The sequence below is a fragment of the Lactobacillus sp. ESL0677 genome (genome assembly GCF_029392875.1).
GTDB lineage: Bacteria > Bacillota > Bacilli > Lactobacillales > Lactobacillaceae > Lactobacillus.
Genome location: NZ_CP113946.1, coordinates 44,627 through 69,962, shown reverse-complemented (window position 1 = coordinate 69,962; position 25,336 = coordinate 44,627). Strand labels below are relative to the sequence as shown.

The 25,336-nt window shown below is 40.6% G+C and carries 21 protein-coding genes, 3 tRNA genes and 2 rRNA genes; 11 read left to right on the top strand and 15 right to left on the bottom strand.

Translation table 11 applies throughout. The annotated features are described in order from the left end of the window. The first annotated feature begins 8 nt into the window (after nt 1–8). Nucleotides 9–662: an energy-coupling factor transporter transmembrane component T gene (locus OZX76_RS00350; RefSeq protein ID WP_277179962.1), complete on the top strand. Its 654-nt coding sequence runs from the start codon at nt 9–11 to the stop codon at nt 660–662. Nucleotides 663–922: 260 nt separating this feature from the next. Here OZX76_RS00350 and rlmH read toward each other — a convergent pair whose 3' ends face one another. The 7 genes from rlmH to yycF all read right to left on the bottom strand — a co-directional run bounded on the left by rlmH (nt 923) and on the right by yycF (nt 8,771). Further along, the gene (rlmH, locus tag OZX76_RS00345; protein ID WP_277179960.1) at nt 923–1,402 is read right to left on the bottom strand and encodes a 23S rRNA (pseudouridine(1915)-N(3))-methyltransferase RlmH; all 480 of its coding nucleotides are present in this window, start codon (nt 1,400–1,402) and stop codon (nt 923–925) included. Between the two features lie 492 nt (nt 1,403–1,894). After that, nucleotides 1,895–3,112, bottom strand: coding sequence for a trypsin-like peptidase domain-containing protein (locus OZX76_RS00340; RefSeq protein ID WP_277179958.1), 1,218 nt, complete (start codon nt 3,110–3,112; stop codon nt 1,895–1,897). Between the two features lie 67 nt (nt 3,113–3,179). Continuing rightward, on the bottom strand, nt 3,180–3,977 hold the full coding sequence (locus OZX76_RS00335; RefSeq protein WP_277179957.1) for an MBL fold metallo-hydrolase: 798 nt from the start codon (nt 3,975–3,977) through the stop codon (nt 3,180–3,182). A gap of 14 nt (nt 3,978–3,991) precedes the next feature. Further along, a complete protein-coding gene (locus tag OZX76_RS00330) occupies nt 3,992–4,816 on the bottom strand; it encodes a two-component system regulatory protein YycI (RefSeq protein ID WP_277179955.1) in 825 nt (274 codons plus the stop codon). A 1-nt stretch (nt 4,817) separates the two neighbouring features. Beyond that, the gene (locus OZX76_RS00325; RefSeq protein WP_277179953.1) at nt 4,818–6,152 is read right to left on the bottom strand and encodes a hypothetical protein; all 1,335 of its coding nucleotides are present in this window, start codon (nt 6,150–6,152) and stop codon (nt 4,818–4,820) included. Continuing rightward, a complete protein-coding gene (walK, locus tag OZX76_RS00320; RefSeq protein WP_277179951.1) occupies nt 6,133–7,989 on the bottom strand; it encodes a cell wall metabolism sensor histidine kinase WalK in 1,857 nt (618 codons plus the stop codon). Before walK ends, OZX76_RS00325 begins: the two co-directional genes overlap by 20 nt. Before the next feature lie 65 nt (nt 7,990–8,054). Further along, nucleotides 8,055–8,771, bottom strand: a complete 717-nt coding sequence (gene yycF / locus OZX76_RS00315; RefSeq protein WP_277143614.1) for a response regulator YycF — start codon at nt 8,769–8,771, stop codon at nt 8,055–8,057. A gap of 138 nt (nt 8,772–8,909) precedes the next feature. Between yycF and OZX76_RS00310 the strand changes: the two genes are divergently transcribed. Together OZX76_RS00310 and OZX76_RS00305 are read left to right on the top strand one after the other, a co-directional pair. Next, nucleotides 8,910–8,982, top strand: a tRNA-Lys gene (locus OZX76_RS00310). Between the two features lie 131 nt (nt 8,983–9,113). Continuing rightward, nucleotides 9,114–9,189 (top strand) — tRNA-Lys (locus tag OZX76_RS00305). 199 nt (nt 9,190–9,388) lie between these two features. Here the strand turns inward: OZX76_RS00305 and OZX76_RS00300 are convergent. Together OZX76_RS00300 and OZX76_RS00295 are read right to left on the bottom strand one after the other, a co-directional pair. Continuing rightward, the gene (locus OZX76_RS00300) at nt 9,389–10,003 is read right to left on the bottom strand and encodes an SdpI family protein (protein WP_277179949.1); all 615 of its coding nucleotides are present in this window, start codon (nt 10,001–10,003) and stop codon (nt 9,389–9,391) included. Continuing rightward, nucleotides 9,990–10,268 (bottom strand): autorepressor SdpR family transcription factor, encoded by a 279-nt coding sequence (locus OZX76_RS00295; RefSeq protein ID WP_277143608.1) that lies wholly within the window; start codon nt 10,266–10,268, stop codon nt 9,990–9,992. The genes OZX76_RS00300 and OZX76_RS00295 overlap by 14 nt, the downstream gene beginning before the upstream one ends. A 165-nt stretch (nt 10,269–10,433) precedes the next feature. On the opposite strand from OZX76_RS00295, the gene OZX76_RS00290 reads away from it, so the two are divergent. From OZX76_RS00290 to OZX76_RS00265, 6 genes are all read left to right on the top strand, one after another. Next, entirely contained in the window at nt 10,434–11,516 is a 1,083-nt protein-coding gene (locus OZX76_RS00290; RefSeq protein ID WP_277179947.1) for a DUF4097 family beta strand repeat-containing protein, read from the top strand. A 255-nt stretch (nt 11,517–11,771) separates the two neighbouring features. Next, entirely contained in the window at nt 11,772–12,533 is a 762-nt protein-coding gene (locus OZX76_RS00285) for a 1-acyl-sn-glycerol-3-phosphate acyltransferase (RefSeq protein ID WP_277179945.1), read from the top strand. Nucleotides 12,534–12,545: 12 nt separating this feature from the next. Beyond that, complete coding sequence (locus OZX76_RS00280; protein ID WP_277179943.1) at nt 12,546–13,379, top strand: glycosyltransferase; 834 nt, start codon at nt 12,546–12,548, stop codon at nt 13,377–13,379. A 26-nt stretch (nt 13,380–13,405) separates the two neighbouring features. Then, complete coding sequence (locus OZX76_RS00275; protein ID WP_277179941.1) at nt 13,406–14,353, top strand: glycosyltransferase family 8 protein; 948 nt, start codon at nt 13,406–13,408, stop codon at nt 14,351–14,353. Next, nucleotides 14,350–15,213, top strand: a complete 864-nt coding sequence (locus tag OZX76_RS00270; protein ID WP_277179939.1) for a 1-acyl-sn-glycerol-3-phosphate acyltransferase — start codon at nt 14,350–14,352, stop codon at nt 15,211–15,213. The genes OZX76_RS00275 and OZX76_RS00270 overlap by 4 nt, the downstream gene beginning before the upstream one ends. 104 nt (nt 15,214–15,317) lie before the next feature. After that, nucleotides 15,318–15,548: a cytochrome b5 domain-containing protein gene (locus tag OZX76_RS00265; protein WP_277179937.1), complete on the top strand. Its 231-nt coding sequence runs from the start codon at nt 15,318–15,320 to the stop codon at nt 15,546–15,548. A gap of 45 nt (nt 15,549–15,593) precedes the next feature. Here the strand turns inward: OZX76_RS00265 and OZX76_RS00260 are convergent, their stop codons facing one another. Then, entirely contained in the window at nt 15,594–16,739 is a 1,146-nt protein-coding gene (locus tag OZX76_RS00260; RefSeq protein ID WP_277179935.1) for a glycerate kinase, read from the bottom strand. Nucleotides 16,740–16,760: 21 nt separating this feature from the next. After that, nucleotides 16,761–18,059, bottom strand: a complete 1,299-nt coding sequence (locus OZX76_RS00255) for an SLC13 family permease (protein ID WP_277179932.1) — start codon at nt 18,057–18,059, stop codon at nt 16,761–16,763. Nucleotides 18,060–18,282: 223 nt separating this feature from the next. On the opposite strand from OZX76_RS00255, the gene citG reads away from it, so the two are divergent. After that, nucleotides 18,283–19,104, top strand: a complete 822-nt coding sequence (citG, locus tag OZX76_RS00250) for a triphosphoribosyl-dephospho-CoA synthase CitG (RefSeq protein WP_277179930.1) — start codon at nt 18,283–18,285, stop codon at nt 19,102–19,104. Nucleotides 19,105–19,159: 55 nt separating this feature from the next. Here the strand turns inward: citG and OZX76_RS00245 are convergent, their stop codons facing one another. After that, nucleotides 19,160–21,040 carry a flavocytochrome c gene (locus OZX76_RS00245; protein ID WP_277179928.1) on the bottom strand — a complete coding sequence of 627 codons (1,881 nt, stop codon included), beginning with the start codon at nt 21,038–21,040 and terminating at the stop codon, nt 19,160–19,162. A gap of 115 nt (nt 21,041–21,155) precedes the next feature. Here OZX76_RS00245 and OZX76_RS00240 point away from each other — a divergent pair, with 115 nt between their 5' ends. Next, nucleotides 21,156–22,082, top strand: coding sequence for a LysR family transcriptional regulator (locus OZX76_RS00240; protein WP_277179926.1), 927 nt, complete (start codon nt 21,156–21,158; stop codon nt 22,080–22,082). Between the two features lie 48 nt (nt 22,083–22,130). Here OZX76_RS00240 and OZX76_RS00235 read toward each other — a convergent pair. The 3 genes from OZX76_RS00235 to OZX76_RS00225 all read right to left on the bottom strand — a co-directional run bounded on the left by OZX76_RS00235 (nt 22,131) and on the right by OZX76_RS00225 (nt 25,323). Next, nucleotides 22,131–22,203 (bottom strand) — tRNA-Asn (locus tag OZX76_RS00235). Between the two features lie 12 nt (nt 22,204–22,215). Further along, nucleotides 22,216–22,332 (bottom strand): 5S ribosomal RNA (gene rrf, locus OZX76_RS00230). Nucleotides 22,333–22,413: 81 nt separating this feature from the next. Then, a 23S ribosomal RNA gene (locus OZX76_RS00225) occupies nt 22,414–25,323 on the bottom strand. Between the last annotated feature and the right edge of the window lie 13 nt (nt 25,324–25,336).

The window sequence follows — 25,336 nt, the reverse complement described above, 5'->3', positions numbered from 1 at the left end:
GTATTTCCATGAATCCTAGTTTTAAGTTTATTTTAGCCTTAATTATTTCGCTTGAAATATCATTGAAAATTAGCTTGTCGACTAATTTTGCAATCATTATCTTGGCAATTATCTATTTACTAATTAAACGAATTAAATTAAAGAACTTGTTAATCCTGCTTTTAGTGCCATTCATTGCCGCATTTACAATTTTTGCAACACTTGAATGGTTCACACCAACTCCTAATCTATTTAATGCTCTGGGCTTATCCAGCCGGATTTACGTTTATATTTTAACTATCAGCTGTGTCACGATTAATACCAGTGCCGAAGAATTAGCACGTTCGTTTGAGCAGAACTTTCATTTACCAAGTAAATTTGCTTATGGTGTTTTAGCTGCGCTTAATATTGTTCCCCGCATGAAGCAAGCCGTTAAGCAAATCCGGACGGCTGGCATGATGCGCGGCGTTTATCTCAGCTTTTGGTCGCCAGTATTATATTTTAAAGCTATTTTGGTAGCACTCAATTCTGCCGAGAATTTAGCGCAAGGAATGGAATCCCACGGCTATCAAGAAGACGCCCACCGTTCCGTAATCATTGCCGTACCAGTGCGGGTACAAGATTGGGTTTGGAGTGCTGTTATTCTGCTTGCACTTAACTTAGCATTATTCATCTTGAAATAAAAAAATGTAGTCGTAATTCGACTACATTTTTTTAATTTACATTTGAACTATAAAATTCAAGGCAGCACCATAAAGATTGGCTGAATTATGATACCAACATGTCATCACCTGCGGCATAATCCGTGCTATTCCAAACTCCATCAATTTCTGTTCTCAATTCCGCAAAACTGCCTGCTCAGTAATGTGCTTATCATCATAAATTCCGTCTTAACAGTGGTACCACCAATATTAAAAACAACTAATTTCATTTTATCCCCATTTTACTTATGATATGGACTACCACTGTTAATCATAAAACCACGGTAAATTTGTTCAATGAGAACGACGCGCATCAATTGGTGCGGCATCGTCAGCTTGCCAAAACTAAGTAAATCATCTGCACGCCGATTAACAGCAGGGCTGGTGCCCAAACTACCACCAATGACAAAGGTAATATCTGAATGACCATAGGTTGCCAAATTTTCTAATTCACTGGCAAACTCTTCACTTGTGCGTTCCTTACCCTTAATCGCCGTCACATAAACGTATTCCTTGTCTTTAATTTTACTTAAAATCCGTTGGCCCTCAATTTTCTTAACCTGTTCCTGCTCTGCCTGACTGAATTTTTCCGGCGCCTTTTCATCAGCAACCTGAACAAGCTGAACTTTGACAAATCTACTCAATCGCTTCTGGTATTCAGCAATTGCATCCCTAAAATATTTTTCCTTTAGTTTTCCCACACAGACAATCTTGATATTCATAATTACTAGTTTATCCCCTAACTCCCAATCTTTCCACTTGCTTTTTCCACACCTGTGCAAAATTGAAATCTACATTTTGTGGTCTATTTTATTTATTTTCAGCTAACTTGTGGTTGGCAAACTTTTTTCTCTATTTTACTAAACTTTACCCACACACATACTTTTAATAGCCTAATTTCACAAACTAATCGGTCTAAAATACTATGATAACGGGCTGAACAATTGTTTGTGTAAATCTATTTTCACTAATATTTAAACACAATTAACAGATTATCCACAGGCTTTTAAAAGCATTCTCACATCTTTTATGCACAATCCACAGAGTTTTCCACAATTATCAACAAGAATTATCAGATAATTTTTCTCTTGACAAGCTCAATTACCGAATAAAAAAATGTTTCGCACAATTATTATTAATAAAAAAGCTATACTGCCGGCACAAACCGCTTAGTATAGCCTTTTTTCTTGTTCAATTACAGAATATTATCCTTCTTAATTAGCTTGCAGCTTAACCCGTAAATTGAGTGTTTTACCATTGCGATCAACGGTTAAATTGACGGTATCACCGACTTTATGATCATACAAAATACTGTGTAACGAAGCAACGTCTGTTACCGTTTTACCATCAACTTTAACGATAACATCCCCCGTCTTCATTCCAGCTGCAGCTGCAGATCCATTCTTGGTTACTGAAGCAATATAAATACCACTCTTCAAGTTAGATTTAATATTCAAATGCTTTCGATAACTAGCTGGAATGCCTTGCAGTGCGATGACCTTCACGCCAAGCTGTGGCCGCGTAATTTTGCCCTTCTTTACCAGTTGGTTAACAATTGTAACAACCTCATTAGACGGAATGGCGAAGCCCATACCTTCAACTGACGTTCCATCACTTGATTGAGCCAGCTTCATTGAGTTAATCCCAATAACTTGACCGGCAGAATTGACCAAGGCACCACCTGAATTGCCGGGATTAATTGCTGCATCAGTTTGAACAACTGTTTGCTGGTTAGCAGAAGAAGTTGTAATACTTCTAGCAGGAGCTGAAATAATCCCCTGAGTTACCGTTGACGCGTATTCACTGCCTAAGGGGGAACCAACCGCAATCACTGTCTGACCCGCCTGTAAGGTCTTAGAATCACCAAATTCAGCTGTCTGGGTAACATATCCAGAGTCAATTGCTAAAACCGCCAAGTCAGTAGTTGCATCTGTTCCTACAATCCGTGCATTAACCGTCTTACCGTTTGACAACATGACCTGCACCTTGTCACTACCAGAGACCACGTGGTTATTCGTTACAATATAGCCCTTATTACCGGACTTCATGTAAATAACCCCCGAGCCTTCACTGTAAGTTTGCAGCTTACCCTTTTTACTGCTGCTATCATCGTCGTTATCGCCAAAAATATCAAACAAAGAATTATTGCTGCTATTTGACTGCCGCTTCATATTAATTACGGATACAACAGCACCTTTAACATCATTATATGCCGGAGTCATCGTTCCACTAGTTTTGGCACTATTCTTAGAAGTTTTAGCACTATTAGAGCTAATTGTTGTTTGTGCCTGATTATTGTTCAAATTAGCATTATTAATTTGGTCTAAGGCAACATAAGAAGCACCACCCCCAATAAGTCCTGCAACAACACCAACAACAGCTGTCTTAACAAGAAACTTATTTTTACCATGATTAGTATTTGCGTTTTCCATATCATTATCTCCTTTACATATATTGCCTAATATACTAATAATTTTTGAAAAATTATCGTCTAAATTATTAAATTTGTACTAAATTCGTCGGCTGCTCTGGTGAAGTCAACTGAATTTGAACATCACTAGGTAGATTAGCATCCCCAGCAATCAACATTTTTTCAGCAGCGTTATAAGCTAATTTAGCCGTATTATTATGCTGACTGCGGTGAGCCAAAAAGATGTGCTTCGTCCGCGGCGTCACCACATCTAGCAAGGCTTGACCAGCTTCTTCATTAGACAAGTGACCCTCATCTGATAAGATTCGCTGCTTCAACCCCCAAGAATACGGACCATTACGCAACATCATGTCATCATAATTGAATTCCATTAAATAAGCATCGGCATCGGCAATCACGCTCTCAACTTTCTGCGACACATATCCTGTATCTGTCAAAAATACCATTCGTTTGCCACCACTTGTAAAAACATAATATTGCGGCTCGGCGGCATCATGACTAGTCGCAAATGCGGTCACATCCAAATCGCCAAATGTTTGTGTTTGTCCCGGCTCAATCGTATTGATCTGTTCCACCGGCAGCTTGCCGATTTTATTTGTTTCACATAAATATTGCCACGTGCCACTATTGCTAAACGCCGCAATCCGAGGATAGCGCCGCATCAATACCCCTAGTCCCTTGCTATGATCAGAATGGTCATGACTCAAAAAGGCCATATCAATATCCGCAATATCAACGCCAACCTGACTAAGCAGCTGTTTGGTTTTAACACCCGATAAACCCGCGTCCATCAAAATCTTATGTTGCTCAGTCTCAATCAGACTGGTATTGCCTGTTGAACCACTAGCTAAAATCGAAACCCGCACCTAACTTTTCCTTTCTAATTCTTTTGGACACTATAAGAGTTGCCTGACTGCAAAATTTGGGCAGTAAAGGCATTTACTCGTTTAACCGTAATATTTTTAGTTGTTTTATTTTCGACCCAGATTAACCATGTTGGCAATAAAATTATGCTGCCACGGACCTCTGTCAATTTGGAATAACCTAGCTTAATTTGCATAACACGCGAATTATTAACAATCTCGCGGTCAGTATACATCGCCTTAACTGCATGCCAGGCACTAATAATTAGTTGCGGCTCACGAACCGCGCTAATCGGTCCCATATAAGAAATCGTGTAATTGGTTATTGCATTATTACGCACATTAATCATCAATTGGGCATCACTAGCATAAACTTGGCCATAGTCAGTACTCTGAACGTAGCAGTAGGTATTCGAGCCCGACATGCTGGGCTCATACTTAAACTTAGCACCAAACGGGACGTTTTCCGAATCATTCTTAAAACTATTCAATTGCGCCAAGATTTGATGATGATTGCCGCTTAAGGTCACCTGCGTTTTGGGCGTTCCAGTTAAGATGTTGTCACTTTTTGAAAAATGAGTATTAACTTCAGTCAAGCTAGAAAGTTTACCTGACAAGTAGTTGCGCTTTTTTGCGGCAAGATAGTAACCCGACCGCTGTTTATGTGAAATATGCAGCGGCAAGTCAATACCATCAGCCCGCATTTCAGAGCGAATGCTGGTCGACTGTGCACCGCCAGTATTGCTTAAATTAATGGGCGAGCGCCAGATTTCAATGCCAAGATAAAGGTCAATCAATAAGAAAACAACAAAAAATAGCCATTCAATTCGTTTCCGGTCCATTTTATTGCGCTCCTTCCTTGTTGTCCTTATTTAAAGCCGTCAAGTCTTGCTTTTGCCATTCACTTAAGCTTTGCCAGCGATTATAAGCCTTAACGTAATAAGTTGGAATCAAATTAGCTAGATGGTCGTGGCTGTTATCCTTAACCATCCTAAAGCCAACGATAATTCGCTGAATCTGGTCTCTTTTAAGCCCCTGATTAGTTAATTCCTGCAGCACCGTATCCGTGCTTGGCAGACTACGCGTTTGCCCGTCAAATGGGATTGGTATTTGCAAATCAATATTGTTAAACGCCACCTGCATTGATTCTGGTGTAAAACTCGTCTTAATCTGCGGTGTATGCTGTTCCGCAAAAACAGGCAAACCTTCAATATAATTGGTATAACTGATTGCCATGCCATTGGTATCAAAGAAGCGCAAGTCTTGCTCGCTCAACCCCAGCTTGTGCACATAATCAACACTATCTAATAATCGCTCATGCATCGCTAAATTCTTGCTTTTTTCATATTTGGTATAAAGTAAGTCATGCTTCTTCGTGCCACTCTTAGGGATTCGCAGTTTGGTGTAATAATTAAGCGAATATGTTATCCAGCCCTTTTTACTTGAATGAGCCGTCACATTAGTTGTCCCCAGCAGTCGCGACACAAAGTACGAGTCCGTCTGATTATTAGTTAGGTAGCTGTACACCCGCCAGCGTTCCGCATTAGTATAAAAGACCTCATAATAATCCTTCAATCGCACTAGCTTAACTGGCGTCATGCTGTGTGCATGACTAGCATAACTGCGCAGTTTGGTAAAATTTGCCCGAGCCAAATCAATCCGGTACACAGTAGTTGTCTCATCATTACCTAGATAAAGCCGATTATCACTATTAGAAATAAAAACTCGGCGGAATTTTTTCCCATTTTCAAGCGTATTTTGCTTAGTAAACAGTTTGATACTAACCTCATCGGGAAAAGTTAGCTGAATATAGTCAGGAGCGTTGAGCATGCGCTCATATTTAGAGCGACTGGTGCTCACAACATTCAGATTTTTAAACTTAATTCCTTTTAATTCCTTAGCAAACTCAAGCGGCAAATTTTTCTTGGCATCATACAACCGGTAGAGCTGCCCATTTTTAAAACCATAAGAACAAGTCGGGATATACAGGTCATAAATCGAATTATTGAGCCGATTACGCGACTGCTGTGCTACGCTACTGGTTTGGTTAATATGACTAAAATACTGATCATTGGTCATGATAAAAATCCACAACACAATCGACAAGCTAAAGACAAGCAGTGTACCGACCAGCAAGAAGAAATCACCAAATTTAAACTTAAATTTCATCCCAATCATCCTCCTCGCTCATTGGTTCATACGGCAAGGCAATGTAGAAGGTGGAACCCTTACCCTCGCTGCTGTTAGCCCAAATTTGACCACGGTGGGCTGTTACAATTTCCTTAGCAATTGCTAATCCCAAGCCTGTACCACCTTGAGCCCGCGAGCGCGCCTTATCAACCCGATAAAATCGGTCAAAAATTTTATTAAGGTCTTCGCGCGGAATCCCAAGTCCTTGGTCAGTTATGCTTAAAAGCAAGCGATTTTGTTCCTGCTGCAGTTTAACCGTGATTGTCCCACCATCTGGCGAATACTTAATCGCATTATTCATAATATTATCGATTACCTGCGCCATCTTATCGGTGTCAATCTCAACCCACAAGGCCTGCGTGCCTAATTTACGACTAATGATATACTTCTTCTTGCCTTCTTTAGCATCAGTTTTAACAATTATGTCAAACCTGTCCAAAATATGCGCCACAAAATCATTAAAATTAACCCACTCAACATCAACCTTGGACACACCACGGTCCATTCGTGACAGACTAAGCAACTCGTTAATCATGCGAATCATGCGTTCAGTTTCTTCTTGCGTTACTTGCAAAAATTGCGGGGCCACGTTCGGATCCTTCCATGCACCTTCATTCAGAGTTTCAATATACGCGTGCAGACTTGTCAGCGGTGTCCGCAATTCATGCGACACGTTAGATACAAACTGCTTTTGCGAATTTTCATTCTTCTGCTGCTCGGTAATATCGTGCAGCACGCAAACACTCCCAGACACAAAGCCCGTTACCCGCTTAATCAGTGAAAAGCTGGCATGCAAAATCACTTCATCACGCGTCCCCTCGTTAAGCGTAATGACAATTCCTTTTTGATTCGACATTAAATCTTGTGAGATTTCTTTTAGTCCTAGAACTTCCGCAATCGGCTTGTTGATAATTGCTTCCTTAGTTTTATTTAAAAAGTTGAGTGCCATCTGGTTAACAACACTAACGTTGCCATGCCGATCGGTCGCTAGCACCCCATCACTCATATGTGACAACACGCTATCCAGCCGTCGCTGCTCACTCTCAGACTCTTCCTGCGACCGTTCAATGCGCACGGACAAAGTATTAAAGGCTTGCCCTAATTGTCCTAACTCATCATTAGAATAAATCTTCACTTGGCTGGAATAATCGCCATCGGCAATATTTAATGCCTGCCCCTGCATTTCCTCGATTGGCTTGGTAATCGCATGCGAAACAACTAACGACAATATCGCGCCTATCACCGCGGCAATTAACGATGTCACCAAGAACATAAAGGAAATATTACGCAAATTGTTAAATACGCCCTGCATTGACGCCCGTACATAAATTGCCCCAACTGTGTTGGTCGACCCATTGCCAGCATTTAGCGGCGTCACCTGCACCATGTAATTGTCTTTATCATTGATTACTTTGGTTGCCTGACGGCCTGTTGACGTGACTTGCTTAACCAGCAGATTGTTAACCCGCTGACCGATTCGACTTTTGTCATTCAGATTTGACACTGCCCGAATAATGTCCTTGTTATCAACCACAATAATCTCACTAATCGTGTTAGTACCATTGCTGTAATCATTAACAATCCGGTTCAAGCTGGCGCTTGGCCGTTTATTATCGCGCAGCAATTGCAATGACAGCTGATTAGTAACAATCGGCGGTACTTGAATTGACGACTGGAAACTCTCAATACTGTTTTGTTCCAATTGCCTAGTAAAATACGCCCCAATAACTTCAATCATAGCAATAATCATTGCCATAAAGACAATTGCCAAAGTCGTATTAATCGAAATAAATAGATGTTTTAACTTACTCTTGATTTTTTTCATTATTTTTCATATTAGATAGTAAAAAAGCCGCGCACTAAAAATAGTCCGGCAGGCTTTTTCTTTGTTTAATCTTCATTTGCTTGTTTGACGTAATAGCCAACACCACGCCGTGTCAGCAGAATTTGCGCTTGTACGGGGTTATCCTCGATTTTTTCACGCAGACGGTGAACCGTAACGTCAACGGTCCGCACATCCCCGAAGTAATCATAACCCCAGACGGTTTGTAACAGGTGCTCTCTAGTCATTACTTGTCCCATGTGCTGGGCTAAATAATAGAGCAGCTCAAACTCGCGGTGGGTTAGTTCGATCTTTTTACCGTCTTTTTCAACGATGTAGGCATCTGGCATGATTACCAAGTTGCCAATCGTGATATTCTTAGTTGCACTCTCTTGATTTGCACTCTCAACCTTTTTGACAATATCACGGCGCCGCAAATTAGCCTTAACCCGAGCAACTAATTCTCGATTAGAAAAAGGCTTAGTGACATAGTCATCAGCACCCATTTCTAGGCCCAACACCTTGTCAATCTCGGTATCCTTAGCTGTCACCATGATAATTGGCATGTCGTGCGTTTGTCTGACCTCGCGTGCAACCTCCAAGCCATCCTTCTTAGGCAGCATCAGATCCAAAATCATTAAATCTGGATTGTATTCATCAACTTTCTTGACGGCTTCTTCGCCATCATAAGCGGTGTCGACATCGAACCCTTCCTTAGTTAAATTAAACTTGATAATATCAGAAATCGGTTTTTCGTCATCGACAACGAGAATCTTCTTTGGCATCGAAAGTCCCCCTTTTCTTTTATTATACTGGTTTTTACCCTATTAGCCAAAAAAGTCACCGAAATTTAATAAAAAAACTTGCAATTCACTAAAAATAATAGCATAATAGTTTTTGTCGGTTACATATAATAATGATTTGGGTGGCTAGCTCAGCTGGCAGAGCAACGGACTCTTAATCCGTGGGTCCAGGGTTCGAACCCCTGGCCACCCATAACCTATAAAACAGCGATTATTAACTTAATCGCTGTTTTTTATCTTTTTTGAAAATTTTTTGCTCAAAACTCTTGTCAAAACCAAAAATAATTGCTAATATATTTAATTGTCAACAGATAAATATGACTTGGGTGGCTAGCTCAGCTGGCAGAGCAACGGACTCTTAATCCGTGGGTCCAGGGTTCGAACCCCTGGCCACCCACCATAATAGAATTGGCACTGCAAGTAGGCGGTGCTTTTTTTATACCAAAAACAAGTTTCTCGGAGTAATATCTGAGGAACTTGTTTTGTTTTATCTAATATTTTTACAAATTGACTTCTGCTAATGCAGTTTTCCCGCTGCCTGAATTACCCCTAATTAAAATAAAAATCGGTGTTTCCATGAATATTTCCCTAATACTCTTTTATTTTGCCAACAAATAAGAGTAAATCACCGGCAAGATGACCACCGCAGCTACAACTGGGATAATCAACCACCAAATTTGATAAAACGACAGAGCCATCAGGATTAAGCCACACAAGACAAGAAGCCAACCAGTAAAGCGGTTAGTTTTACGCCAATTTTCACCGTTAGTTAACGTCCGTGGCAGCCGCACACCCATCGCCCTGTTAGGTTGCCCTTTAGGCAAAAAGTTGCCGATTAGCACAAAGACAAATCCCACAAGCAGAGTAACAATCATCCCTACCTTGACGTGATAGCCCAAATTAAAAGTGTACATGCAAAGGCAAACAATAACTGAAATCAGTGGCACTAACCATAAGGCAACATTAGCTAGTTTGGCATTAATATTTTGCTTAGCAGTCCGAAAATAAACAAACCATTGCAGTCCCAGCATTATTAATGGCAGACCAAAAACCGCAACCCACTTAGGCATCCAGCCATTGGGTTCATTATTATTACCAAAATGTGTTGCCATTACATTAGGCAATTTAGACCAAAGTAGTAGCCCGATCAATAGCGAAATCAAGATTACTAAACTAGTAATTAGCCATGTTCTGCGCAAATTATTTTTCATCATTATGACCCCCTTTTAAATCAATTAACCACGTCATAATTTCCTCTAAAATTGTTGTATTTAGTGAATAATAAATAAAATTTTTCTCTCGTTCTTCAAAAACCAAATCCGCCTTTTTCAGAATATTGAGATGATATGAAATCGTTGCCTTGGTCATGTTAAAATGCTGGGCGATTTCTCCGGCTGATAACCGGCCATTCTTTAACAACTGCAAGATTTTGCGGCGAACTGGATCAGAGAGCGCCTTAAAGCTGCCTTCAAAACTCATTGATCATTTTCTCCTAGCTATTTAGATAAATATCTAATTAGATATTTATCTAAATAGTACCACGTTAAAAATTTTAATTAAAGCCGTTTAAACAATTATTTAATAATTAAAAGCATATAATAGATTTAAAAATAATTTAAACTTACTTAATGTGGAAGAATAGTCATGGCTCAAATAATTGATGATTATATTAAAATTTTGGCACGTAAATTACTGGACCTATCTCCTGAACAGCGACAGGCTGTTCTTGCGTTTTACCGTGACTTTTTAATAAGTGGCGACTTTCAAACAAAAGAAGAAATTGAAAAAGAACTTGGTCAGCCGACAGAGTTAGCCCGCGATATCTGCAGTGATTATCATGAAATTACTAAGGTTACTCACCTGGCATCATCCAAGTCTGCTAGTGACAATTACGTGCGGGGGTTTCACGTGGAAAAAAATCCTTCGCGTAAACGAACAATTATTCCCGATAAATTTATCAACATTAAAGTAGCACTTAGTAATGCTGATTTGTATATCCATTCCGGTAATAGCTTCCAAGTTTTAATTACAGATTATAATAGCAGACCAATTGAGGTTAAAACTAAAGGTCAAACCTTAATCGTTGATGAGCAACAGCCACCTAAAAATAAGGGCTTAATTGTTATTAATTGGCGGACAGCTACCAGTCACGTTGAAATTATAGTTCCAAGCAGCTTAGTCCTTACAACTATCAGCGGATATAACACTAATGGCAATGTTATCCTGCAAGACATCAATTTACAGACAATAACCTTGCAGCAAGACAATGGCGATACTTTATTCAATAATGTCACTCTGGCTAATGACTTAACCCTTAATTCCAAAAATGGTGATGTCAGAATGACGCAGGCAAAAGTTGCCACTATTTCATTAAAATCGCGCAACGGCAACATCACCGTCAAGCGCAGCGCGTGCGGACAATTTATCCTGCAAACATTAAACGGTAATTCTGATATTGCCCAATGTAATTTGACTTTAAAGCTTAATTCCCAAAATGGCGATGTCAGAATCGATCGCAGCCAATTAACTAATAACAACATTATTAGTTCAACTACGGGCAACTTATACCTAAAGCAATTAGCTCATGATATGAATTACCATCTTATTTCCAAGCACGGGACAATTATTTATCATAAGTCCAGCATCGGCAACAAGTTTTCCAGTACCATTGCCTCAAATGACACCTTGCAGCTGGCTTCAACTGATGGCGATATTACTATTTATTAAAAACTCAATTCAAAAAAAGGAATATTAGAAAAAAACTAACATTCCTTTTTTTGATACGAACTTTTGTCTAGATTACACTACAAGAAGCTATAAAATTTAAAAATATTTACCCTTAAACGATATTTTTCAAAAGTCTAGTTTTCCCAGATACTTTTATTTGTTAAAAGTATAACTAATTTTACGCAAAATTTCACTTTTTCATATTATTTAATTCATGATAAAATTACATAATAACATTCTTGAAGGAAGGTTTTCATGGTTAAACGCGAATACTATTATCACAATTTAACTGACGATATTATTACTAGTCATCAACAAGATTACCAATTACCTGATAATTACACTATCTTTCCGACAACTCATATTGGCAAAATATGGTCGGTTGGAATTCGACCGTTAGCACATTTAATAAGCTTAATTTACCTACACATCATCAACGCTCATATAATTGGTAAAGATAAATTGGCTACTATTAAAAATAGTGGTTATTTCATTTATGCAAATCATACCCAACCCTTTGGCGATGCGGTAATGCCACTTAATGTTATCCCAGCTAAAAATTACTACGTAATTGCAGCTCAAGCTAATTGGGGTATCCCTATCCTAGGAAAATTTATTCTGCCTTATTTTGGTTTACCTGTAGGACACAATGTAAAGCAATTTGGCAATTTAATTAAAGCAATCAGGCATGTAATTACAGCTAACAAAGTAATTGTTATTTATCCTGAAGCTCACGTTTGGCCGTATTACACTAAAATTCGACCATTTTCTGCAACCAGCATGCGCTTCCCAGTTAAACTAAACGTACCTAGCTTCGTAATGACAACAACATACCATCATCCACGCTTTGGAAAGTATCCTCACATTCTCGTCTATCTCGATGGTCCTTTTTATCCTGATAATAATTTGGACTTTAAGCACGCACAACATAAGTTACATACGCAGATTACTACCACCATGCAAAAACGAGCCACAACCAATGATTACGACTATTGCACTTATCATCAAGCAAATTAAGGAGTTGTTTCAATGAACATTCTTTTTTGTGGTGACCATCATGCTGAAGATGGAATCTTAATTGCCACTTTATCTTTACTAAAAAATGCTAAAGCTGAAGAGCTACATATTTATATTCTGACAATGTACACGCAAAGTTATAAGAAAAAATTTCATCCTTTTTCAAAACATGCCGCTGATTACCTTTTGTCACTATTAACCAAGCAAAATCCTAATAACACCCTAAAATTAATCGACTGTACTGGTCTGTTCGTTAAAGAACCACCACTTGCCAATATGGGTACACATTTTACCCCTTATGCAATGTTACGCTTATTTGCTGATGAAATTCCACAACTTCCAGACAAAATTTTGTACTTAGATGATGATGTAATCGTTCGCCGCAGCTTACAGCACTTTTATCAGCAGGACCTAACTAATATTGAGTTCGTTGGTACTCTAGATTATTGGGGGCGGTTTTTCTTTCATAATTTGCATGAACACAAATTTTTTGATTATATTAATTCTGGTGTTTTATTACTAAACCTATCACTAATCAAACAAACTCGACTCTTTGCCCGTATACGGCACTTATTACAAACTAAAAATGTTTTTATGCCTGATCAATCTACCCTTAATCACTTTGCTCAATTCAAAAGAATTGCACCACGACGATACAATGAGCAATACAAATTAAAATCTGACACAGTCATCCAGCATTTCACAACCAGCTTTCGTTTCTTACCAGTATTTCATACCCAAACGGTTAAACCTTGGGAGGTTGAACGTGTACATCGAATATTAAAATTGCACGAATACGATGATATTCTGGATTATTACCTAAAGTTAAAGGACAACTTAATATAAATTATAGTTTTATTGGAGAGAAATTTATGACCATTCCTGTTTTTTATTCTATCAGCGACGACTACACTAAATATGCAGCAGTTTCACTTAACTCACTAGTCAAACACGCTAGTGTAACTAATGATTATACCGTTTATTTTTTAAATCAAGATTTAACCGCTAAACATAAGCAAGACTTGCACGTTATCGGTACCGATAACGTGCATATTAAGTTTTACAACATTGATGACCACGTTATTGCCCCCATTGAAAACCGTCCTGAAAATTATCTTAAGGCTGATTTTTTTACCATGTCAATTTTTTATCGTTTATACATTCCGGATCTATTTCCCCAATACGACAAGGCAATTTATCTTGACGCAGATACAATTATTAATGATGATGTTGCTAAATTGTATTCGACTAATCTTGGCAACAATTTGTTTGCGGCTTGCGTAGACTCATCTATTCAGTATGTTCCGAAGATGATTACTTATATCAGAGATGTCTTGGCACTTAAGCCTCAAGAATATATTAATTCAGGTGTTTTATTACTTAATTGTCAAGCCTTTCGCAAGGAACACTTCGTGCGCCAATTTAATAATCTAATAACAAAATATCATTTTGACTGTATTGCACCCGACCAGGATTATCTCAACGAAATCTGTGCTGGACGTATCTTTTATCTCGATCCCAAATGGGATGCAACGCCCAACGAAAATACGGAACCATTAGCTAACCCAAGTATTATTCACTATAACCTCTTTTTCAAGCCATGGCATTTTGCTAATGTCCAATATGCGCAATACTTCTGGGATAATGCTCGATCAACCAAATTTTATGCTGAACTTAAGACAGAATTCGAGCATTATACTGATGAGCAACGTGAACAAGATAAAAATAAGCTTGACTTCATGCTTTCTAAAGAAGACAAAACTATCAACGACCCATTGAATTGGGCACAAGTAAAGAAGCAAGGACCGATTACTTTATGATTATTGGAGATAATCGTGAACGCGTAATTGCTAATATCAAACATGCCACTGAAATTGGTGATTTTAATGCCAAAGTTGAAGTTGGTGATCCTATTTTGTCACTGCAAGAGCGGACAAGTTTAGTTAATGATTTTTGGCAAAAACAACAAACCTTTATAGGAAAGTTAAACAATAAAATTGGTCATACCTTATTCGATGCTTTAACATATGCATTGACAGCCTCTACAATCTTGACAGGACTTGACAATCTATCTGGTCTGCCGCGTGGTGGGGCAATCATCACAACTAATCACTTTAATCAGATTGACTCGCTGCCAATCAAACGTCTGGCTAATAAGGCCCAGCACCAATTAACAATTGCTATTGAGGATACAAATTTAAAATTACCTGGGATTTTAAGCTACTTGATGAATTACGTAGGCACTATCCCTCTAGTCAAAAGCACCAGTTATATCAGTAATAATTTTCCCCAACACCTCAATGATGTACTTACACAAAATAATTGGGTACTTATTTATCCAGAGCAAGAAATGTGGTGGAATTACCGTAAACCGCGCCAATTACAACGCGGTGCCTACTACTTTGCAGCTAAGCAAAATGTACCTATTATTTCAACCTTTATTGAGATTCAAACTTTACCTAAATTAGAAAAAGATCACCCACACTTCCAACAAACAAAATATGTTGTCCATGTTTTACCAACAATTTATCCTGACACCAGTGTCGAAGCTAATATTGACTCTAGACGAATGTTAAAGCAAGATTATCAGCAAAAAGTTACTGCTTATGAAACTGCTTATCAATGTAAGCTTGATTACACTTTTACTCCGTGGGACATTGCTGGTTGGCTTGCCAAATAAAAATATGCAAGCATATAAATAGACTTATTTATTTTAGGGGATTATTCTAATAGTAGTTATAAATATAAATATTGTACTTATAGATATGGAAGGAGTGTTCTTCAATGGAGAAGTTCACAAAAGAATCTTTGGCAAAATACGATGGTAAAAACGGCAACCCAGCTTACGTTGCTATTGACGGTAAGGTTTACGATGTATCCGGTAATTCACACTGGACTAACGGTGAACACCACGGCTTTTCAGCTGGTCAAGCTTTAGACGAAGGGATTGCACAATCACCTCACGGCAAGAGCGTTTTGGCTAAGTTAAACCAAGTTGGTACTTACGAAGACTAATTACCTCATCCAAAAAAAGCAGATGTCCCAAAGGACACCTGCTTTTTATTTACTTAAATTTTTAATTAAACGTGCTACATTCTCGGCTGTCACAGCCACATCGTGTGCAGCATTGGCTATTGCTTCAGGCAATGCTTCAGCACCAACTGGAGTAGCAAAAATTGCATCAATTACGCCCTTTTCATATAATGCACTAACATCTTGACCAATATTACCGGCAAGTGCCAGCACAAGTGCATCAGGAGCAACCTCTTTAGCAGCAAGCGCAACACCATACGGCGTTTTACCAAACTGCGTTTGGTAGTCAATTCCACCTTCACCAGTAATTACGATATCTGCCTGTTGCAGCTTTTCTTTTAATCCGCTAAAGCGAATAACGATGTCGCTGCCCTTAGCCATTGTTGAATTGGTAAAAGCAATCAGGCCAGCACCTAATCCACCAGCTGCACCAGCACCAGCTAGGTTCTTAACGTCAACTTTCAATTCCTGGCGAATTACGTCGGCATAGTGAGCAAGATTGTGGTCTAACTTAACCACCATCTCTGCAGTTGCGCCCTTTTGTGGACCAAAAATATAACTGGCACCATCTGGTCCGACCAACGGATTAGTCACATCAGAAGCAATCAAAATTTTCACCTGTTTGAGTCTGGGATCAACATTACTAGTCTCAATCTTAGCTAACTTGGCAAGCTCACCACCACCAAAAGCAAGTTCATGCCCCTTATCATCAAGTAATTGGTAGCCAAGTGCTTGGGCCATCCCCGCACCACCATCATTAGTTGCCGAGCCGCCAATGCCAAGAATAATCTGGCTAACTCCATGATTAAGAGCACTAGTAATTAACTCCCCCGTGCCATAAGTTGTTGCAATCAGGGGATTATGCGTTTGCTGCGTCACATATTGCATCCCACTAGCCGCCGCCATTTCAATTACAGCGGTGTTAGATGTACCTAAAATACCGTAAGTAGCCGTTACCTTGTGTCCTAACGGTCCCGTAACTTCTTCTTGAATGAACTTGCCATTAGTCGCAGCTGTCAGAGCACTAACTGTGCCTTCGCCGCCATCAGCCATTGGTACAACCGCATATTCAGCTTGCGGTAAAATCGGCTGCATCCCCTGCTTAATTGCAAGAGCCGCTTCTTTAGCCGTTAAACTCCCTTTAAATGAGTCTGGTGCAATTACAATTTTCACAATCAGATTCCTTTCTGAAAACTACATTAAGTGAATAAAGCCATACAGAACAGTCGCAACAATCGTTGCACTTAAGCCGACAATCGTCTCATATCCAATTGCCTTTGAGCGCTCCTTAATATCCATGTTCATTGCATTAGCCGTTACATGGAAATAATTACCTTGTGGCAAATGGTCGATGACAATCGCACCAGTATGTACCATTGCAGCACCAGCCAAAGGCGAAATGCCAAAGCCCAAAATTGCCTTGGTAAATGAGCCGGTAGCCAAAATGACACCAGTAGATGTCGAAGCCGACGCAGCTGCCATCAAAATACCCGAAATTGGAGCTAAAAAGACACCTGAAATTCCAGAAGACTTAATTAACATAATGATTAACTTGGGCAAGGTTGAATTAGTTATCGTTGCACCAATTGCGCCCGCCCCAATTAAAATTAACACAACATCGGTCATTCGGCCAATTCCAGCTTGCGCATAATCGCGTAACTTTTTACCCTGCTTCATGGCAAGTGCACCGACGATACTGGCAATTGGCAAAACATACATTGCATCCAGATTTATTTTAGTTAACAAGGTCAAATTGAAAATTGACCCGATTGGATTAATTAATAATAACAAAATAGCCAAAATTGGGGTAACTAGCGCTGAAGCTAGAGATGGTAGAGATTCAGCGTTATCCTCAGCAGCTAAACCTGCCAAATCTTGATTAGTAACAGCTGACCCCTTGCCTTTAATTAAACTGGCAACAATTACCGTCACTAGAAGCGCAACAAGTGCAGGAATAAAATCGGCAATCATCAACTGACTTAATGTCACCTTAAAGCCTTTGGCTGCCGCAATTATATTGGGATTAGGCGAAATAATATTTCCCGCCTTACCTCCACCAGATAACGCAACAAGCAGCGCTAATTTAGAGATATGCATTCTTTGCCCAACCTCTAAAGCAATTGGAGCAACTATCAAAACAGCTACCGGAATAAAAACCCCGACAGCCGTAATCACCATTGTAGCAAGTGCTAATGCAAAAATCGCTAACTTGTCACCAAGCTTATTTACAATTGTTTTGGCAATGATATTGGCCGCGCCAGATTCCATCATGACACCAGCCAGCATCCCTGCAGCTAGGACCCGTAATATCGTTCCCATAACGCTTTGACCGCCAGCAACTAGAATATTAATCGTCTGTGTTAAACTAGCCCCGCCTATCAAACAAGCCAGAATTGCCCCCAAAATTAGCGAATAAACAGGATTTAATTTTTTTAATATTAAAATAATTGCTAATATCAATCCCAGCAGCGCCGACCACCACGTTAAAACCATTTCTTTCTCCTTCTAAACTGACATCAATATTTCTCAACGAGTAAATTCACTTCGTTAAGTTTTGCGACATTTTTAATGATCTCTATCAACTTGAGACGCTTTTTGAATTATGTTATTCTCAAATTACCTTATAATTTATAAAAAATTATAAATAGCATAAAAGACTATGATACTACAGATAGCCGGATTTTAGAACATAATTTAATAAGTAAGATAATAATCTATGATAAATTCAATTACGCAAAATGCGCTGCGGGCGCTATTATATGAGGTTATAACAGAACCTAAACCTGGTCTGGTTGATCCCGGCAGTCCCGGCCCACACTCTGATATGAACATTTATACTTTTATTGACAGCAGTCTTAGCCTGACGCAATACTTTAGTGACGCAGTTAAAATTGGTCAAACTTTTACAGGTTCTGACTTAACGCAGATGTTTTTCGCATTGCGCCGCAAAGGCCTTGCCGCTGAAAAGGCAATGTTTGCAGCGACTCATGGAGTTAACACACACAAAGGAGCAATCTTTGCTTTAGGGGTTTTTACTTGCGCTGAAAGCTACTGTCACACTCGCCACACAGAACTCTTTACTACTATTCAAGCAATGTGCCACGGCCTAGTCGAACACGATTTAGGCCACATCTGTTCACCGCAAACTGCCGGCGAGAAAGAATATGCCGAGTACGGCTATGGTGGTGCTCGGGCAGAAGCCGAACAGGGCTACCCAATTATTGAAGAAATCGCCCTGCCTTTTCTAAAAAACAGTACTGGCACCATTCAAGCAAGATTACTAGATACACTAATGAAAATTGCCACAAGAGCTGTCGATAGCAATCTAATTAAGCGTGCTGGCAATGTCCAAGTAATCGATTGGCTGCACGAAGAAGCAACTACATATTTAGCCTTGGGCGGCTATGCGACTACTGCTGGCAAACAAAAATTAAGGCAGCTTAATCAGGAATGTTTAGAACACAATTACAGTCTAGGCGGCTGCGCTGATTTACTAATTGTGACGATTTTTGTCGGACTAGAGCGCGGCTATTTATAAACAAAAAAATAATAGTTAACCAAAAAAGGTTAGCTATTGTTTTTTTTACTAATTATTAATGTGCTGATGCACCAGTTGCTGTATCAGTTTCTTTTAGTTCACTGCAAGCAGTGTCGGCAGCAATGCGACCAAAAGTAAAGATATCAGCCAAGGAGTTACCACCTAAGCGGTTACCTGCATGTAAGCCACCAGCTACTTCACCGGCAGCATACAGACCGTTAATTACGTGGTCATTTTCATCAAGCACTTGCGCCTTAGGATTAATCTTAACCCCACCCATAGTATGGTGAATTGCCGGCTTACGCGGTGTTGCGTAAAATGGTGCAACTTCACACTTCAAGTGGAAAGCACTCTTACCAAATTCAGGATCTTTACCAGCGTCAACATAAGAATTATATTTCTTAATCGTTGATACTAAAACGGCTGGATCCATGCCTGCTTTTTCAGCTAATTCTTCAAGTGTATCGGCCTTAAGCAACGTGCCAGCCGCAACTTGCGCATCAATTGATTCTTGAGTTGTGTTGTAAGCCGTTGCCTTAATCTTTTCATCAGCAATCAGATAGAACAGACCACCATTGGCAATCGCAGCTTGAGCCAAGGTATCACGTTCCGCAAATTCATTAACAAAACGTTCACCCTTTTGGTTAACCATGATAAAGTTCTCTGGCGGTGTTTGCAAACCGGTAAACAATTCACCAGTTTTTGGATCAGAAACTGGCATTAATTGGATAAAGCCCATGCCAACTAGCTTAGCACCTGCTTCCTGACCAAGTGCAATTCCGTCACCAGTAATTGCTGGTGAGTTAGTTGTTGCAATATCATCATCAATATGTTTCCAGTATGTGTTATACTTTTGCACCATTGGTGTGTTAGCGCCAAAACCACCGGAAGTTAAAATCACTTTTTGCGCATGAATTGTCACCTTGTTGCCGCTGCCGGTTTCAGCAATTACACCTGTAACTTGGCCGTCAGTAATGATCAAATGCTTGGCTCTTGTTTCGGTTAAAATTGTTGCACCATGAGCCTTAGTCCAGTCACCTAAGACGTGAATAAAGGCATAGCCCATTGGTTCAACTGGCTTATGACCTCTGCGCCATAACGCACCAACTGGCATTGTAACATCACTACGATCGAATTTAACACCCAAATTCGTTAGCCACTTAACAGAATCCAAAACATTATTAACTAATTTGGTTATTAAAGCATAATTTCCGTGGATTTCATTACCATTTAAATCTGTCCGCTTACCACCCAAATAAGTTTGAATTTCATGTAATAAGACTGAGTCAAAGAGGTAGTCGGCACCAGATTCTACATAAGCCTTAATTTGCTTCTGCAGTTTTTCAAAATCTGCTTGGAACTCGGGATCAATCTCATCAATTGGAGTTTCTGCTAACTTAATCAAGCTTTCTTTTTCACCCGAAAGCGCCTTAAATTGCTTTTGCCAGTCAGGTTCTGCGGCGTTTAATGGGCCACCAGCACGAGTTGTGTTACCACCAATTTGCGGATACTTTTCCAAAACAATAACCCTTTTACCATTTTGAATTGTTTTTGTAGCTGCGGCAAGTCCAGCACCACCAGCACCAATTACGACAACGTCAGTTGTATATTCAGCATCTTCACTGTCATCAACGCTTGGCTTAGCGCGGTTTTGCCATTCTTGAGCATCACCACCGGCTTTGGTAATTGCTTCAGCAATTCCATCAACTACACCGTTACTTGAAATCGTTGCACCACTGACAGCATCAACATTTAAAGTTTGATTATCAATGACTTGCTTTGGTAAACGCTCGAAAACTTTGTCAGCGACACCCTTAGTTTCGCCACTGGAATCAATTGTAATATCAGTTATCTTGTCTTCAGAAAGGGTCACTTTCATTGGCATGAAGCTAGCGCCGTGACCTTTTGCTTTTACATTATATGTACCTAGTTTCATTGTTTTTGCTTCCCTTCTGCAACATTTAATAAATAAAGTTTACTAATATTTGGCGAACTCGTAAAATACTTTTATGACAAGCAAATCATAACACTTTTGTTATTGGAGGAATTTGATGAAAAATCCAGAAATTTTATTACACTATCTTGATGCTTTGCTCAAAGAAAGTAATTTTACTCGAGCCGCACATGAATTATATATTTCCCAGCCCTATCTAACGCAGTTAATTAAACGAATTGAACAGCAGCTGGGTACTCCCATTATTAACCGCAATAATATTCCCTTTACTCTGACTGAAGCAGGGCTAATTTACTATAAATACTTAGAAACAACAATCCAGAACAAGCAAAACTTAGCTCAAAAGTTAACACCATACATCCATCCAGATAAAGAAATTATTCGCATTGGTATTTTAGAAAGCTTGGGAACATTTTTACTGCCTGAATTACTGCCAAGCTTTCTAACTGACAATACTAATGTCAAAGTACAACTGTTTGAATCATTTCCTAGAAAAAATGAGGCCCAATTATTACATGAGCAAATTGACTGCTACATTGGACAAACACCTGAATCACTCAATCATGAACTAGACTTTTATGTCAACGGTAGTGAAAAGTATTTTGTCATCATTCCACCTTCTTCGCCTTATTTCAAAAAAGGTAAATTTATTTTAAGTCCAACAGAATATCAAATTATTGATCTGCTCAAAGAACCCTTTGTAGTCAGCTCAACAAATTCTGCAATCAGACATCAAGTTGACGGTGCTTTTCAGAAGTTTCACATTAAACCCAACATTATTTTAGAAAGTAACAGCATTATCACTGCTACTAATTTGGCAATCAAGGGTATCGGGCTAACAATTTCGGCTGCCAGTATTATTAAACGAATGGCGCAAACTCCGATTAATCTTTTACCACTAGATCCTCAATTGATTGAAATAAAGTATTTCATTGCTGTAAAACATGGCCAGGTTCTAAGTCCTAGTCTAAATAATTTAATTACTAAGTTTCAAGAATTACGGATTCAACCAATTATTAGATAAAAATAACAAACAAAAAAGAGGACCTCAGGTCCTCTTTCTCTCACTTTGCTCCGGCTGTCAGACTCGAACTGACGACATCTTGATTAACAGTCAAGCGCTCTACCAACTGAGCTAAGCCGGAATATTAAAAAAAGCACGGCAGCGTCCTACCCTCGCAGGCAGTCTCCCACCAACTACTCTCGGCGTGAAGAAGCTTAACTGCTGTGTTCGACATGGTTACAGGTGTTTCCTTCTTGCTATTGCCACCGTACTTTTTCTTTTGAGTTCTTACACTCAAAACTAAATATAATCTCTTGAAAAAACTGTTCCGCAATCCCAGACTGCTCAAGCTCTGGTCAAGTCCTCGACTGATTAGTACTAGTCCGCTCCAAGTCTCACGACTCTTCCACTCCTAGCCTATCTACCTCTTAGTCTTAGAGGTGTCTTACTACTTTCGTATGGGAAATCTCATCTTGAGGGGGGCTTCGCACTTAGATGCTTTCAGCGCTTATCCCTGCCATACTTAGCTACCCAGCTATGCCTTTGGCAAGACAACTGGTACACCAGCGGTATGTCCATCCCGGTCCTCTCGTACTAAGGACAGCTCCTCTCAAATTTCCAACGCCCACGACGGATAGGGACCGAACTGTCTCACGACGTTCTGAACCCAGCTCGCGTGCCGCTTTAATGGGCGAACAGCCCAACCCTTGGGACCAACTTCAGCCCCAGGATGCGACGAGCCGACATCGAGGTGCCAAACCTCCCCGTCGATGTGAACTCTTGGGGGAGATAAGCCTGTTATCCCCAGGGTAGCTTTTATCCGTTGAGTGATGGCCCTTCCATGCGGTACCACCAGATCACTAAGCCCGACTTTCGTCCCTGCTCGAGTTGTCTCTCTCGCAGTCAAGCTCCCTTATACCTTTACACTCTGTGAATGATTTCCAACCATTCTGAGGGAACCTTTGGGCGCCTCCGTTACTCTTTAGGAGGCGACCGCCCCAGTCAAACTGCCCATCTGACACTGTCCTATATCTCGCTTAGAGATACTAGTTAGAGTAGCCATCAAACAAGGGTAGTATCCCAACATTGCCTCCAATAAGACTAGCGTCCTATCTTCTCTGGCTCCTACCTATCCTGTACATGTTTAACAGCTACCCAATATCAAATTGCAGTAAAGCTCCATGGGGTCTTTCCGTCCTGTCGCGGGTAACCCGCATCTTCACGGGTATTATAATTTCACCGAGTCTCTCGTTGAGACAGTGCCCAAATCATTACACCTTTCGTGCAGGTCGGAACTTACCCGACAAGGAATTTCGCTACCTTAGGACCGTTATAGTTACGGCCGCCGTTTACTGGGGCTTCAGTTCGAACCTTCGTCTTTCGACTAAGCTCTCTCCTTAACCTTCCAGCACCGGGCAGGTGTCAGCACCTATACGTCGTCTTACGACTTTGCAGATACCTGTGTTTTTGATAAACAGTTGTTTGGGCCTATTCACTGCGGCTGGCTCTTACACCAGCACCCCTTCTTCCGAAGTTACGGGGCGATTTTGCCGAGTTCCTTAACGAGAGTTCTCTCGCTCACCTTAGTGTTCTCCACTCGACTACCTGTGTCGGTTTGCGGTACGGGTACGTTATCTCTCACTAGAAGCTTTTCTTGGCAGTGTGACTACAGAACCTTCGCTACTTTATTTCGCTCCTCTTCACGACTTGTGATTATCGAAAGCAAGCATTTGACTCACTCTCTCACTTATCGCTTGAACATGGCTTCCAGCGCCATGCGTTCCTTGCCTCCTGCGTCCCTCCTTCGCTATTAACGATTTAACGCAGTACAGGAATCTCTACCTGTTGTCCATCGGCTACGCCTTTCGGCCTTACCTTAGGTCCCGACTTACCCTGGGCGGACGAGCCTGCCCCAGGAAACCTTAGTCTTTCGGCGGATAGGATTCTCACCTATCTTTCGCTACTCATACCGGCATTCTCACTTCTAAGCGCTCCAACTATCCTCTCGATTAGCCTTCACCGCACTTAGAACGCTCTCCTACCACGTGTATTACTACACATCCACAGTTTCGGTACTATGCTTAGCCCCGGTAAATTTTCGGCGCAGCGTCACTCGACTAGTGAGCTATTACGCACTCTTTTAATGATGGCTGCTTCTGAGCCAACATCCTAGTTGTCTACGCAACTCCACATCCTTTTCCACTTAGCATAGATTTTGGGACCTTAACTGGTGATCTGGGCTGTTTCCCTTTCGACTACGGATCTTATCACTCGCAGTCTGACTCCAGTGCTTTGATATCTGGAATTCGCAGTTTATCTGAATTCAGTAACCCCTGACGGGCCCTTCGTCCAAACAGAGCTCTACCTCCATTATCATCCTCGCACCAGGCTAGCCCTAAAGCTATTTCGGAGAGAACCAGCTATCTCCAAGTTCGTTTGGAATTTCACCGCTACCCACAGCTCATCCCCGCAATTTTTAACTTACGTGGGTTCGGTCCTCCAGTGCGTTTTACCGCACCTTCAACCTGGCCATGGGTAGGTCACTTGGTTTCGGGTCTACATCAACTAACTATCTCGCCCTCTTCAGACTTGCTTTCGCTGCGGCTCCGTCTTTTCTGACTTAACCTCGCTAGTTAACGTAACTCGCCGGTTCATTCTACAAAAGGCACGCCATCACCCTTTAATGGGCTCTGACTACTTGTAAGCACACGGTTTCAGGTTCTCTTTCACTCCCCTTCCGGGGTTCTTTTCACCTTTCCCTCACGGTACTGGTTCACTATCGGTCACAAATTAGTATTTAGCCTTGCGAGATGGTCCTCGCTGCTTCAACCGGAATTCCTCGTGTTCCGGCCTACTCAGGATCCTGCTCGGCGTGACTTCAATTTCGCTTACGGGGCTCTCACCCTCTCTGGCTTACCTTCCCAGATAATTCTGCTATCTCTGCCACTACCTTCTTGCAGTCCTACAACCCCGATTGATAAATCAACCGGTTTGGGCTCTTTCCTCTTCGCTCGCCGCTACTAGGGAAATCGATTTTTCTTTCTCTTCCTGCAGCTACTTAGATGTTTCAGTTCACTGCGTCTTGCCCTACCTGACTATGTATTCATCAGCTAGTAATATGATTGCTCATACTGGGTTCCCCCATTCGGATACCTCCGGATCTCTGCGTACTTACTGCTCCCCGAAGCATTTCGCCGTTCGTCGCGTCCTTCTTCGCCTTCTTGTGCCTAGGCATTCACCGTGCGCCCTTCTTTACTTGACCTTACTCTTAAGAT